We start from the raw sequence: 12,610 nt of genomic DNA, 5'->3' as shown, positions 1-12,610 counted from the left end.
TTTTATTTTTCTTCTTTAATTTTAAATAGAACACTCATGCCAACTTTTAAGTCTTTGACAGGACGCTCAGGCACCAAATGTAATTTAAAACTACGAATGTCATAACCACCGGTCTGACGTGTGGTTTTAATGGTGGCAAATTCGCCTTCGGCATCAATATTTTTCACTTTAAACATCACACTTTGATTCAGCGCAGGAATGAAACCTTCCAGCGTTTTGTTTTTATAAACAGAAGCGTATTGGTTTTCACCGACATTTAAACTAACCCACAAATCATCATCTTCTAAAATGCTGACAACAGGTACACCCATAGCAACAAGTTCAGAAGGTTTGCCATAAGTTTTTGAAACTGTACCTGAAATAGGAGCGAGTAAACGAGTTTCTGCCTCAAGTGCTTGAGCTTCACTTACCGCGGCTTTTGCAATCTCAACTTGTGCATCCGCTGTAGATTTCTGCTGACTGGTACTTCCGCGCTTTGCTCGAGCATATTGTTGATAAGCTGCTTCACTTAACTCTTGAGCAGAAGTTTGTGCGGCTAACATCTCATCTCGTCTTTGACGAGAAATAACACCTTGTCTATATAAATTTTCTCCACGTTGATAAGTGGTTTTAGCAAGGTTTGCCTGTGCTTTCATACTCTGCCAATTGGCATAAAGAGTATCAATATTTTCCTGTTGAGAACCTCGGTCTACCGTAGATTGAAATGCCAAAGCTGATTGTAGGGTGGCTAAAGCTTGTTGTTTTTTAGCTTCTATTTCAGGGCTGACTAAACGAACAAGGGGCTGACCTTTGGAAATTTTCTGGCCCTCTTGCACATAAATTTCTTCAATACGGCTCGGAACCTTAGTACTGACATGAACTGTTTCAGCCTCAACTCGGCCTTGTAATTCAATAGGCTTAGGTTGATAGCTTTTCCACAAACCAAAAATGATTAATCCTAATAGAGCAATAACCACGACCGCAATAATTAGTTTAATTTTCGAATTTTTAGGAGGTTGAGAATCACTTTTACTCGTTTTTACTTTTTGAGTATTGTCGGTTTGAGTATTTTGCTGATTTTGGTTAGTTTCTGCCGTATCCGCAACTGGAGAATTTTGTTCTGAATGAGCTGAGTCTTGATTCATGTTATGTCCCCATTAGCGGATATAGTCAGTGTGTGGTTGAGTCACATAAGCTTTAAACTGGTCCATAGAACCATGGCTTTGTAATAGCGTTGCGAGCGACATGACATATTTATAAGCATTTAAAGCCATTTCTGTTTTTAAAGCACTTAATGCATTTTGTGCATCAATCACTTGAGTCGCTGTACCCATGCCTTCTCTGAAAGAAAGTTCCTGAATACGTAAGTTTTCTTGAGCTGCGCTGATATTCCTTTGTAATAGCGTATGACTTTGCTGTGCTGAATTGAGCTCGTTATAAGACTTATTCAATAATGCTTCAATCTCTTGTTTAGTTCGTTCAGTCATGAGTTCTGAAGCATAACGTTTTAACTCGGCAGCATGAATATTCTTATTTTTATCTACGCCAGAAAACAGATTGTATTTTGCCATAACACCTACAATCCAGTTTTCATTTTCATCGAGTGAATACTCACCAAAAGCGAAAAGACTCGGTTTTTTTGCTGCTTGTTGAGCCTGAATATTTGCATTTGCCAATTGAGTGTCTAACTGCATTTTTTGCACAAGGCTAGATTTTTGAGAGTAACTGCTTAAAAGAGATTCTAACGATTGGCTACGAACAGTATTTACAAAAAGAGGAGTACTTAAATCAGCATTATTTTGCTGGTGCAAAAGATTGTTTAAATTAAATTGGCTAGCATTCAGATTTGCCTGCGCATTTTGTAGAGTTCGTTCGGCATTGTTACGAGCAACTTCAAACTGCATACGTTGCCCTTTACTAATAAAACCTTGCTGTTCGAGCTTTAACGCATTGCTGTAATGTTTTTGCATTGCATTAAAGTTAAATAGACTACTTGCGACCAGTTGTTGTTGTAATTGCACATTAAAATAACTTTGTACAACTTCGAAGCGCTGGATATCTTGTTGTTGTTGGCTTGAAAGCTCGGAGCGTTGAGCCTGAATGTTAGCTATTTTTTTTGCACTAGTTGTTAACCCACCTGTGTAGAGCGGCATCACCACTGAAATAGATGGTCGGACTACTTGGTCTTCTACAGTCAAATTAGCGTAGTCAGGAAAACGGTTTATACCGTCATGTATGATTTGGTTTGAGCCTTCCTGAACTTGACCTAAAACATCTGATGGAATGACATTGTTCCACTGGGATAATTTATCATTGAGTCCTTGGCTTAAATCATTTTCAAGTTTTTGTTTAAAAGAGCCTAAGGGTACATCTGTTTCACTATGAAAAGCATATGCTCTTACATTTAAATCAACTCTGGGGAGTCCTAAACTTTTTACCGCTTCGGCTTCTAACTGAGAGGCTTGTTGTAATGCTTGGTTGGCTTGAGTGCTGTATGAGCTTTTTAAAGCCTGTTGTTCTGCTTCAGCATAACTTAAACTTTGCGCATAAATAGGCGTTGCAATTAATACTCCCAATACCAACGCAAGGTAATTGGGTTTAAACAAAAAAGGACGTTTAGACTGTCGATATTGATGTGTTGGCATTTTATATAACAATTTTTGATCATCCCTTATAGTTTAAATTTCTTGTTATTAAATTCAATTATCATATTGTTTATTATACAATTGTATAAAAGCACAAAATGATTTTGAGGTTATTTTTGCTTGATGGAAAATCATACAGCAAGTTTTTATATGTTCATCACAGTATGGGAAACTATATTCACAAGTCAAGTTGAACTTTATTTAATAAAACTTATAAAAAAATAAGTGAAAGCAATGAAATAAATAAAATAGTTATTGAAAAAATAGGCATAAACACGCCCTAGCATTGAAATATTTACTAGAGAAGCTGCTGCAACCTTAAGCAATCTGTGGTTAAATGCCTTTTTTTATTGTGTTTCACTTTTACAAGGGAAAAATCATGCGCGCGTACAATTTCTGTGCTGGTCCTGCTGCATTACCTACTGCCGTTTTAGAAAAAGCTCAACAAGAATTGTTGGATTGGCAAGGTAAGGGCCTATCCATCATGGAAATGAGTCACCGTAGTGCTGACTATGTTGCTGTTGCGGAAAAAGCTGAAGCAGATTTGCGTAAGCTCATGAATATTCCTGAAAACTATAAAGTACTATTTTTACAAGGTGGCGCGTCATTACAATTTTCAGCAATTCCTTTAAATCTGCTTGGAAAAAATAACAAAGCAGATTATATCCATACTGGCATTTGGTCTGAAAAAGCTTTAAAAGAAGCAAAACGTTATGGCGATATTAATGTTGTAGAAGCTGGTATTAAAGTAGACGGTAAGTTCGCAATTTCTGAGCAAAGCGACTGGAACTTGTCTGATGATGCAGCTTATGTCCATTATGCTGATAACGAAACAATTGGCGGTTTACAGTTTGCTAGCGTTCCTGATGTTAAAGCACCACTGGTATGTGACTTCTCATCAAGCATTTTATCTGCTCCACTTGATGTTTCGAAATTTGGTCTCATCTATGCAGGTGCGCAAAAAAATATTGGTCCTGCTGGTTTAACAATTGTTATTATCCGTGATGACTTACTGGATCAAGCTAAAGCAGAGATTCCAAGCATTTTAAAATATGCCGATCAAGCCAAGAATGGCTCTATGGTAAATACACCATCGACTTATGCTTGGTACTTGTCTGGTTTAGTATTTGAGTGGTTACTAGAGCAGGGTGGGGTAGATGCTATCCACAAAGTTAACCTTGAAAAAGCTCAGTTACTCTATGGCTATATCGATTCAAGCGACTTTTATAATAACCCGATTGCCATTCCAAATCGTTCGATTATGAATGTACCATTTACTTTGGCAGATGAAGCTTTAGAAAAGCAATTCTTGAAAGAAGCTGAAGCGAATCACTTATTGAACTTGGCAGGTCACCGCTCAGTAGGTGGTATGCGTGCAAGTATTTATAACGCTGTACCATTAGAAGGCGTTCAGGCGCTTATCCGCTTTATGGATGATTTTGCTAAACGTAATGGTTAAGTCATAAAATGAATAAAGCCCTCAAAAAGAGGGCTTTATTTTTATATAAATGATCAATTAAAAAGGCATAAAACCAAATTGATGTATCATCATTGCGGCTAAGAACATACCTAAAATGAAAAAGCAAAACGCACCAGTATCGACCCTTATACGTGGGTTACTAGTTTGAATGAGGCTGGTGGTTTGTTCAGGTATAATCTTCATTCAATAGCCTAATTTTTAAAATATTAGTGAAATTCAATTAGTTTCACTATTTTTAGCATAAATATTCGCCTGAATCCAGATATTGCCACGAATATATTCGCCAATATTAAAGTTTTTGTACAAATCATTTTTTGTAGCAATGCGCACTAATATGGCAGGAAGGTTGTCTTCTAAAACTAAAGTGACATCATAAAGGGTATATTCTGCACCCATAAATGACATTGAAGTTTTACCGACAATATTACCTTGGAACCAAGCTTCATCTTCTTGACCAAGATTTTCTCCATATAAATATGCAACCATTTTAGAAAAATCAACCGTTACAGGTTCTTGATCTTCTTTAGTTTTTGGTTGCCATTCATTAATCAGTTCTTGTAGGTTTTCGGGTGCAATCCCATTATGTTCAGTTAAAATCGCATTTAATGCACGGTGATGTTTAATTGACGCTGGATCATCTACGACAATTGTTTCTCCCGCAGGCACTGATTCTAATTCATAGGCCCATGCATTAAATTGGACTTGATAAGTTTGGGTTTTGTCATATTGGCAACGATTAACGCTAAATAAATTATCAAATGCATAAATCGTTGTACTTTTATTTAATTTTAAACTTAATACTGCTTGAGTAGCAGAGTCACAAGTAATGATGCGCTCAATTTGGGCATTATATTGATAGGGACTATCAAAACTCGGGAAGGCAGTTTTTAAAGCGCGAGGTTTTTGATTTTCAACTGCAATAATTTGATTAATGGTGACCTTCTGACCTTGTGGACCTTGAATGAGCCAAAAAGATTGATCCATTTCGTCTTCATTTTGACATAAACCCATTGGCATTACAGGAGCATCAAGCGCTAGTCCAAGCCATTTTGGTACATCTGTCTCTGGATGGGAAGTCAGTAGATTCCAATGCTCTCCATGACTACCAAAATTTTGGTCGTTTACCGTAATAACTTCTGGACTGTTTTGATTTTTCATAGGTACGATTGATGTTGGGTTTATCTCACTTGATATATTAAATCGAGGGTAATTGCTATTTTTCAAGTCAACATATGTAAATTCTCTTGTAAAAGCACGTATTTAGTTATTAAAAAGTTCTCCATCTAGCAAAACATGTGTTGTTAAGAGTGCATATAAATAATCATTAACGTATTGTTCAAATTAAATTTAAAAAACAAGTTTTATATTTAGCGCTATTCTCTAATGAAATGCATCTGTTAGACTTATATTTTTAGTGGAAATAGAGAATAACGTGCTGCCATTCAAGTTGTGGGTAGACGCAGATGCATTACCTAAAATTTTGCGTGAAGTTATTTTAAGAGCTTCGGATCGTTATCAATTAGAAGTGATTTTTGTAGCTAATCAAAATGTCGGTATTACTCCTTCAGTACGTATTAAATCTCTGCAAGTTTTAAGTGGGGCCGATCAAGCCGATCAGGAAATTGTGAATCGTATGTCTGAAAATGACATTGTCATTACGCAAGATATTCCACTCGCAGCTCAAGTTATTGAGAAAGGTGGTATTGCGATTCACCCACGTGGTGAGGTGTATACCACAGCGAACGTAAAAGCACGTTTACACTTACGTGATTTTATGGATACGCTGCGCGGCGCAGGTGTACAGACGGGTGGTCCACCACCTATTTCAGAACGTGATAAGCGCGAATTTTCAAGTGCACTCGACCAAACAATTTTAAAGCAAAAACGTAAAACTGCTTAGTGAGCCTCTTATGCCATCCCAAACCAACTTGGCTTCAACTTATGTCTTGCTTGTATTTATCTGGGCAACGACACCTTTAGCCATTGTATGGAGCGTATCTGACTTACATGTCATGTGGGCTTTACTGTTACGGTTTTATATAGCTTTGCCTCTGTCGGTTATTGTTTTACTTGTTCTAAAAACTTCTTTTCCAACTCATAAGCAAGCTTTACATAGTTATTTTGCAGGGTCTTTTAGTTTAATCGGCTCGCAAATTTTTACCTATGCTGCGACCCAATATTTAAGTTCTGGCATGATTGCTCTAATGTTCGGTCTAGCGCCCATTATGGCTGGGTTGATTGGACGTTTTGCTTTTGGTCAGCATCTTTTTAAATTGCAGTGGCTAGGTATGGCTGTTGCTGTTTGTGGACTAGCGATCATTTGTTTAAATGGTTCAAATCAACATGTGCATCCATTTGGCATTGTCTTAATGTTGGTCAGCGTTTTTGTTTATTCATTTTCTATATTTTGGGTAAAGAAAGTGAATGCCAAAATTCAACCAATGGCTCAAGCGACTGGTTCGATCTTGGTTTCTTCAATTTTGGCAAGCTGCCTTATTCCATTTATTTGGCAATATGCACCGACTCATTTACCACAAGCTAAATCTTTATTTGCATTAATTTATACAGTTCTTATGGCTTCACTTGTGGCTATGTTCTGTTACTTCAAACTTGTTCAGAATATAAAACCAACCACTTTATCGTTAACGACAGTCATTACACCAATGCTAGCAATGATCATTGGAGCTGTTTTAAACCATGAACAATTGTCGATTATGGTTTTTGTAGGAGCTTTCATTATCTTATTTGGTCTATTTCTATATTTTTATAAAGACATTCAAGCAAATCGTAATTTTGCTCAACATATTAAGTCTAAGTAGGAGAAGATGAGGGTAATTTGTTGAGCTTATTCATTAAATTGTTCTAATTCGTAGCTAAATGCATGATCAAATTGATCTCATATCTTAAGTAGTAGAAAATAGCGCAGCAATATAATATTAGGATTGTTAAGGATAGATCAGAACTTACTGATTTTTAAGCCTTAATACAGCATCTAACGATATGGCTAAATAAGAAGTGTGAATGAACACTTCTCTTTTTCCATCAATGACCTTGGATTTAGAAGGTATGTTTAAACCAATCTCACTGTATATAGGGTTGAGATATACTCGCGCTCGACGCAGTAATCATTTTATTTCTTTTATTGCATTGGTTTCGATGGTCGGTTTGACACTTGGTGTCGCTGTACTAATTACGGTACTTTCTGTAATGAACGGTTTCGACCGCGAATTAAAAAATCGTGTTTTGGGAATGGTACCGCAAGCGACAGTTTCATCGACGCAAATCCTTACGGATTGGCCTGAACTGGTTAAACGAGTTGAAAATCATCCCCACGTGACAGGAGTTGCACCTTTTACCCAATTGCAAGGTATGTTAACTGCTCAAGGGCAAGTGGCAGGTATTATGGTGACGGGTATTGACCCTAAATATGAAAAGAATGTCTCTATCATTCAAAACCATATTGTTGCCGGTAGTCTCGACTCACTTAAAAAAGGTGAATTCGGTATTGTACTTGGTAAAGACATGGCCGATTCGCTTGGCTTACGTTTAAACGATAGCGTGACATTGGTTTTACCTGAAGCGACTCCATCTCCAGCTGGTGTTGTACCTCGTTTTAAGCGCTTTAAAGTGGTGGGTATTTTCAGTGTAGGTGCTGAAGTTGACTCGATGGTTGGATACATTGCTTTATATGATGCTTCAACCTTATTGCGTTTACCTGATGGCGCTCAAGGCGTTCGTCTAAAATTAGATGACATTTTTGCCGCTCCTCAAGTTGCCGATGACATTGTGAAAAATTTGCCAAGCAATTTCTACGCAACAAACTGGACTTATACACATGGCAACTTATTTAATGCCATTCGAATGGAAAAAACATTAGTTGGTTTATTGCTCGTACTAATTATTGTAGTTGCTGCATTTAACATTGTTTCGTCTTTGGTCATGGTCGTGACTGACAAAAAATCGGACATTGCAATTTTACGTACTTTAGGTGCATCGCCATCTATGATTACTAAAATCTTTATGGTGCAAGGTACGGTTATTGGTGTGATTGGTACGGTTGCGGGTACGGTTTTAGGGGTAATTCTGGCACTTACGATCAGCGATATTATTTCTTGGTTTAATAATGTTCTCGGACTTAATCTGTTCGATGCCTATTTTGTACATTACTTACCTTCTTACTTAAGATGGCAAGACGTGACAATTATTGTGATTGTTTCTTTACTCTTAAGTTTCTTGGCAACTATTTATCCGGCGCTTCGTGCAGCCAAAGTTCAACCTGCCGAGGCATTGCGTTATGAGTAAAGTCGTTTTAGAAGCAAAAGATATTTATAAACATTTTGATGATGGTAAATCTAAGGTTGAAGTCATTAAAGGTCTCTCTTTACAAGTGGAAGCAGGGCAGTTTGTATCTATTGTCGGAGCAAGTGGTTCAGGTAAAAGTACTTTGTTGCATGTACTTGGTGGCTTAGATCAGCCGACTAAAGGACAGGTATTTTTGAATGGTCAGCGCTTTGATAATTTAGGTGAAGCGGAACGTGGCTTTCAACGTAACCAATACTTAGGTTTTGTTTACCAGTTCCACCATTTATTACCTGAATTTACTGCTCTTGAAAATGTAGCGATGCCTTTAATGCTTCGAGCAGACAGTCAATATAAGTCGGTAAAGGCACAGGCTGAATATTTGCTAGATCGAGTTGGGCTATCTCATCGTATGGACCATAAACCAGGTGAACTTTCAGGTGGTGAGCGTCAGCGTGTTGCGCTTGCTCGTGCATTAGTGACTAAGCCTGCGGTAGTACTAGCTGATGAGCCTACGGGTAACCTAGATCGTAAAACAGCAGTAGGAATTTTCGAATTGCTCACCGATCTTAAGAAAGAACTAAACATGGCAATGTTAATTGTGACCCATGATGAGCAATTAGCTCAGGCAGCAGATTCAATCTTGCATATGGAAGATGGGCTGTGGGTAAACGGTTCTTAAAAAAATGTCATTAAATCACATTGTTAAAGCCCACTGAGTTGGGCTTTAATTTTGCCCCTAAAATGATAATGACTAGATTTTTAAATGTTTAAGATTATTCTATTGGGGTGGATTGGCGGTATTGCATTGATGGGAATAGATTTCCCTTTAATCATGCAATATGAAAAAGTGGGCGAGGCTCTACTGTTACTTGCCTTTATTTTTTATCTTTATAAACGACCAATGTTCGTTGATCGACCATTTTTAAAGGCAGTGTTTTGCTTATTATGTACAACAAGTCTTTTTATGGTTGGTTACCACTATGCTGAAAAAGCACTGATTGAACGATTAGAACAAAGAGAAACGGATACCCGAAATCTCGACATTATTGTCTATATAAACCGTTTAAGTGAAGAAAAAGATAATAAGGTTCAACAAACTGCACAAGTTCTAAATCTTTCTAAAGAACCGGTGAATTGGTTGCTATATTTAAAAAGTAATAATCAAAATTTATTAAAGAATAATCAGAATCTTGAATTAGGTCACTATTATCGAATATCTGGAAAAACAAGACCTGCGCATAGTTATGCCACCCCAGGAGCTTTTGATCAGGAAAAGTGGTTTATTCAGCGAAATATTATGTCTGGTTTTAACGTGAGATATATTGAGCCTTTAAGTCTCGATGAAATCTATCGATTGGGCTATCAGCAACATTTAAAAGAACAACAGTCTTTTTCCAATAGTTTTCGTTTAAATATAGAAAAACTTCGCTTAACTTTTAGGCAAATATTAAACAGCTCATCTCTACAGCAAAAGGGTTTAATTTTAGCTTTGCTGACAGGTGATGAAAGCCTTTTATCAGATGAAACTCAACTACAGTTCAAACAATTGGGAATTAGTCATTTATTGGCGATCTCAGGCCCACATGTGCTCATTTTTGCCATTATGTTATCTTGGGCATGTCATCAATTTATCAGTCGTTATCATCCTCAAATTTACTTATGGAAACCGAAACAGGTTTTGATGGCTGTACCATGCTGCCTTGGTGTTTTAATTTATACTGCATTTGTAGGTTTCGAAATTCCTGCACTACGAACATTATTATCAGTCCTTATATTTATTGGATTTCTATTATTAAAACAACCTATTAAACCTTTTACATTACTCGTATATAGTGCAAGTCTACTGTTGCTAATGGACCCGTTTAGTGTGCTTTCTGCAGGTTTTTGGCTGTCTTATGGGGCATGTTTTATTTTATTAAGAATTTACCAAACTATAGCGCAGCTACCTGAGCAACATTTTTTGAGTCTGAGTTCAAAAATGATTTTTATGAGTAAGGTGTTAATTGAATCTCAAGGCAAAATATTTATTGCATTGAGTCCTTTAACCTTACTTTTCTTTCAACAAATTTCTTGGGTTGCTCCATTAACCAATATTATTGCCGTGCCTATTGTTGGGGGTGTTATTGTCCCTTTAAACATCATGGCTGCTTGCGCATGGTTTGTAATAAAACCATTTGGAAATATGCTTTTTCATTTCAATGATATGTTGCTCAGCATATTGCTGAGTTGTTTGGGCTTATTAGAAAAACTCTCTTTACCATTACAAGGTATAAGCTTGACGCCACTGTCTTTATTAGCGATTAGTTGTGCCATTATTATTTTATTTTTACCTAAAGGAATTCTGCCCAAAACTTGGGGAATATTATGTTGTTTACCCTTAGTTATTATGAACAAAACGAGTCAGCAAATTCAGCTTAATATTTTAGATGTTGGGCAGGGGCAGGCTATTTTTCTACAACATCCCGAACAAAACTGGTTAATTGACACAGGCGGTTCTTACGATGAAAAAATATTTAGTATTGGACAAAATGTTGTAGTGCCTTTTCTACGTCAGCAAGGCGTAAGACAACTAGATCATGTTGTGCTATCCCATCTTGATCAAGACCATAGTGGCGCGTTTCCTCTTATTCAACAAGAGATTCCTGTAAAGCAGCTTATTTCGAATGAACAATTACCAAATGATTTAAAGCAACCATTCCAATATTGCTATCAAGGGCAACAATGGCATTATCCTGAGTTAGATATTCAAATTTTATGGCCTAAAGAAAAAGATCTGGCTTTTGTTGCTTCTAATCAGAATCAATATTCTTGTGTTGTATATCTTCAATTTAAAAAAGTTGGTGGTTACCAAAATTTTCTTATTATGGGCGATGCTGGATGGGAAGCTGAATACGAGTTATTAAAAGATTATCCTAACTTGAAGATAGATGTGTTGGTGCTAGGGCATCATGGAAGTAAGCACAGTTCGGCTTATGATTTCTTGGCGACCTTAAAACCTAAACTGGCCATTGCATCGGCAGGGTTTGATAACCGTTATGGCCATCCTAGCCAACAAGTTATAGCACGTTTAAAAGCTCTACATATTCCGCTAAAAAGCACTGTGGAACAAGGAACCTTAAGTTTTGTGTTGGAAAACCACAAAATAGTTTTACATGACCGACGTTTGGATAGGCTCTGGTTGAGTAGAGGTTTTTAAAGCTTCTGCTTTGAGCCTATCTACAATTTTAAGTGCTTCTGTCGGATCGATATTATAGATATTGTCTAAAGCAGGGTTCGCTTTAAAACGTTTATAGCTCCAGTGATAGTGTTCTGGATATTGATAAATGAGTTGCTCAATCGCTTGATGGATGACATACGTTCCATCGTCCGCAGTACCCTCATAGATTTTCTCATCCATTGGCTCGATATGCATAGTAAACCCATCGTTTTCATTACGGATCGCATAAAGAAACAGAGCTTTTGCTTTAGTTTTCTGGATGAGTTTTGCGCTTAAATTACTTGAAGCAAGTGGAACACCAAAATAGTTCACCATATCTCCACCCACATTAGGGGTATGATCCGGCAAAATTACTGTCGTTTCACCTTGTTTTAATGCTTTAAAAATTTGTCTTACACCGCTTTCATCGGTAGGGACGAGATTCGCTTGTTCACGGCTACGGGCTTCTCTCACAAAACGGTCTGCATCAGCATTTTTAACGGGTTTATATAAAATGGTCATTGATGTGAATTGAGCACACCATGCATTCATGACTTCCCACGTACCAAAATGTGGAACAATAAGAACTACACCTTTTTTTGCAGCCAATGCTTCATGAAAAAAATGTTCACCTTCAATACGGTGAATGCGTGAGATATTTTTACTATTTGATGAGCCCCAAATACTTAAAAACTCAAAATATGAAGTTAATTCGTTTCTTACAGCTTTTTCTGTAATCGCTATACGCTGCTGAGGTGTTAAATACGGAAGCGCAATTCTTAAGTTAAGCTCAATACTTTTTGATGTTCTAGTAATTTTTAGAGTATTTACAAGTCCTGCTAACAGACGAGCAAGAAAACGCCCAAATTGAATGGGTTGGCGGCTAAATGTTTTGAGTAATTGATAGTTCATGCTTTTTGAATCTGGTCTAGTCATCTATAGCAGTAAGTAAGGAAGAAACAACAAGTAAAAAAAGACAAAAATATTATAAATGAAATCATATTATTT

11 protein-coding genes and 1 pseudogene are annotated in these 12,610 nt (G+C 37.0%); 6 read left to right on the top strand and 6 right to left on the bottom strand.

The window, feature by feature from the left end; translation table 11 throughout:
* Window positions 1-2 precede the first annotated feature (2 nt).
* Together EGT34_RS06695 and EGT34_RS06690 are read right to left on the bottom strand one after the other, a co-directional pair.
* On the bottom strand, window positions 3-1,124 hold the full coding sequence (locus EGT34_RS06695) for an HlyD family secretion protein (protein WP_001070877.1): 1,122 nt from the start codon (window positions 1,122-1,124) through the stop codon (window positions 3-5).
* A 12-nt stretch (window positions 1,125-1,136) separates the two neighbouring features.
* Window positions 1,137-2,624 (bottom strand): TolC family protein, encoded by a 1,488-nt coding sequence (locus tag EGT34_RS06690; RefSeq protein ID WP_001142056.1) that lies wholly within the window; start codon window positions 2,622-2,624, stop codon window positions 1,137-1,139.
* A gap of 379 nt (window positions 2,625-3,003) precedes the next feature.
* On the opposite strand from EGT34_RS06690, the gene serC reads away from it, so the two are divergent.
* On the top strand, window positions 3,004-4,083 hold the full coding sequence (serC, locus tag EGT34_RS06685; RefSeq protein WP_001203177.1) for a 3-phosphoserine/phosphohydroxythreonine transaminase: 1,080 nt from the start codon (window positions 3,004-3,006) through the stop codon (window positions 4,081-4,083).
* Window positions 4,084-4,140: 57 nt separating this feature from the next.
* Here the strand turns inward: serC and EGT34_RS21005 are convergent, their stop codons facing one another.
* Together EGT34_RS21005 and EGT34_RS06680 are read right to left on the bottom strand one after the other, a co-directional pair.
* Complete coding sequence (locus EGT34_RS21005; RefSeq protein WP_000691793.1) at window positions 4,141-4,287, bottom strand: hypothetical protein; 147 nt, start codon at window positions 4,285-4,287, stop codon at window positions 4,141-4,143.
* A 33-nt stretch (window positions 4,288-4,320) separates the two neighbouring features.
* Complete coding sequence (locus tag EGT34_RS06680; protein ID WP_000795874.1) at window positions 4,321-5,262, bottom strand: hypothetical protein; 942 nt, start codon at window positions 5,260-5,262, stop codon at window positions 4,321-4,323.
* A 256-nt stretch (window positions 5,263-5,518) separates the two neighbouring features.
* Here EGT34_RS06680 and EGT34_RS06675 point away from each other — a divergent pair, with 256 nt between their 5' ends.
* Window positions 5,519-6,004, top strand: a complete 486-nt coding sequence (locus EGT34_RS06675) for a YaiI/YqxD family protein (RefSeq protein ID WP_001985538.1) — start codon at window positions 5,519-5,521, stop codon at window positions 6,002-6,004.
* 10 nt (window positions 6,005-6,014) lie between these two features.
* Entirely contained in the window at window positions 6,015-6,923 is a 909-nt protein-coding gene (locus EGT34_RS06670) for a DMT family transporter (protein WP_001140078.1), read from the top strand.
* A 29-nt stretch (window positions 6,924-6,952) separates the two neighbouring features.
* Here the strand turns inward: EGT34_RS06670 and EGT34_RS21535 are convergent.
* Window positions 6,953-7,033, bottom strand: a pseudogene (locus tag EGT34_RS21535) (PilZ domain-containing protein); the annotation flags it as partial.
* Between the two features lie 137 nt (window positions 7,034-7,170).
* On the opposite strand from EGT34_RS21535, the gene EGT34_RS06665 reads away from it, so the two are divergent.
* The 3 genes from EGT34_RS06665 to EGT34_RS06655 all read left to right on the top strand — a co-directional run bounded on the left by EGT34_RS06665 (window position 7,171) and on the right by EGT34_RS06655 (window position 11,602).
* Window positions 7,171-8,406, top strand: coding sequence for a lipoprotein-releasing ABC transporter permease subunit (locus EGT34_RS06665; protein WP_031974828.1), 1,236 nt, complete (start codon window positions 7,171-7,173; stop codon window positions 8,404-8,406).
* Complete coding sequence (lolD, locus tag EGT34_RS06660) at window positions 8,399-9,085, top strand: lipoprotein-releasing ABC transporter ATP-binding protein LolD (protein WP_000049406.1); 687 nt, start codon at window positions 8,399-8,401, stop codon at window positions 9,083-9,085. Before EGT34_RS06665 ends, lolD begins: the two co-directional genes overlap by 8 nt.
* An 84-nt stretch (window positions 9,086-9,169) precedes the next feature.
* The gene (locus tag EGT34_RS06655; RefSeq protein ID WP_000472709.1) at window positions 9,170-11,602 is read left to right on the top strand and encodes a DNA internalization-related competence protein ComEC/Rec2; all 2,433 of its coding nucleotides are present in this window, start codon (window positions 9,170-9,172) and stop codon (window positions 11,600-11,602) included.
* Here EGT34_RS06655 and EGT34_RS06650 read toward each other — a convergent pair.
* Window positions 11,555-12,538, bottom strand: coding sequence for a lysophospholipid acyltransferase family protein (locus tag EGT34_RS06650; RefSeq protein WP_001984639.1), 984 nt, complete (start codon window positions 12,536-12,538; stop codon window positions 11,555-11,557). The two genes, EGT34_RS06655 and EGT34_RS06650, sit on opposite strands and share 48 nt — an antisense overlap.
* Between the last annotated feature and the right edge of the window lie 72 nt (window positions 12,539-12,610).

This window comes from Acinetobacter sp. FDAARGOS_558, assembly GCF_003937785.1.
GTDB classification, from domain to species: Bacteria; Pseudomonadota; Gammaproteobacteria; order Pseudomonadales; family Moraxellaceae; genus Acinetobacter; species Acinetobacter baumannii.
Note: the sequence above shows the minus strand (reverse complement) of the source record. Positions and strands in the feature narration are given on the sequence as shown.

What these genes read in the sequence shown, in the direction of transcription:
- EGT34_RS06695 (WP_001070877.1), bottom strand. Translation starts at nt 1,124, where the DNA reads ATGAATCAAGACTCAGCTCATTCAGAACAAAATTCTCCAGTTGCGGAT.
- EGT34_RS06690 (WP_001142056.1), bottom strand. Translation starts at nt 2,624, where the DNA reads ATGCCAACACATCAATATCGACAGTCTAAACGTCCTTTTTTGTTTAAA.
- serC (WP_001203177.1), top strand. Translation starts at nt 3,004, where the DNA reads ATGCGCGCGTACAATTTCTGTGCTGGTCCTGCTGCATTACCTACTGCC.
- EGT34_RS21005 (WP_000691793.1), bottom strand. Translation starts at nt 4,287, where the DNA reads ATGAAGATTATACCTGAACAAACCACCAGCCTCATTCAAACTAGTAAC.
- EGT34_RS06680 (WP_000795874.1), bottom strand. Translation starts at nt 5,262, where the DNA reads ATGAAAAATCAAAACAGTCCAGAAGTTATTACGGTAAACGACCAAAAT.
- EGT34_RS06670 (WP_001140078.1), top strand. Translation starts at nt 6,015, where the DNA reads ATGCCATCCCAAACCAACTTGGCTTCAACTTATGTCTTGCTTGTATTT.
- EGT34_RS06665 (WP_031974828.1), top strand. Translation starts at nt 7,171, where the DNA reads ATGTTTAAACCAATCTCACTGTATATAGGGTTGAGATATACTCGCGCT.
- lolD (WP_000049406.1), top strand. Translation starts at nt 8,399, where the DNA reads ATGAGTAAAGTCGTTTTAGAAGCAAAAGATATTTATAAACATTTTGAT.
- EGT34_RS06655 (WP_000472709.1), top strand. Translation starts at nt 9,170, where the DNA reads ATGTTTAAGATTATTCTATTGGGGTGGATTGGCGGTATTGCATTGATG.
- EGT34_RS06650 (WP_001984639.1), bottom strand. Translation starts at nt 12,538, where the DNA reads ATGACTAGACCAGATTCAAAAAGCATGAACTATCAATTACTCAAAACA.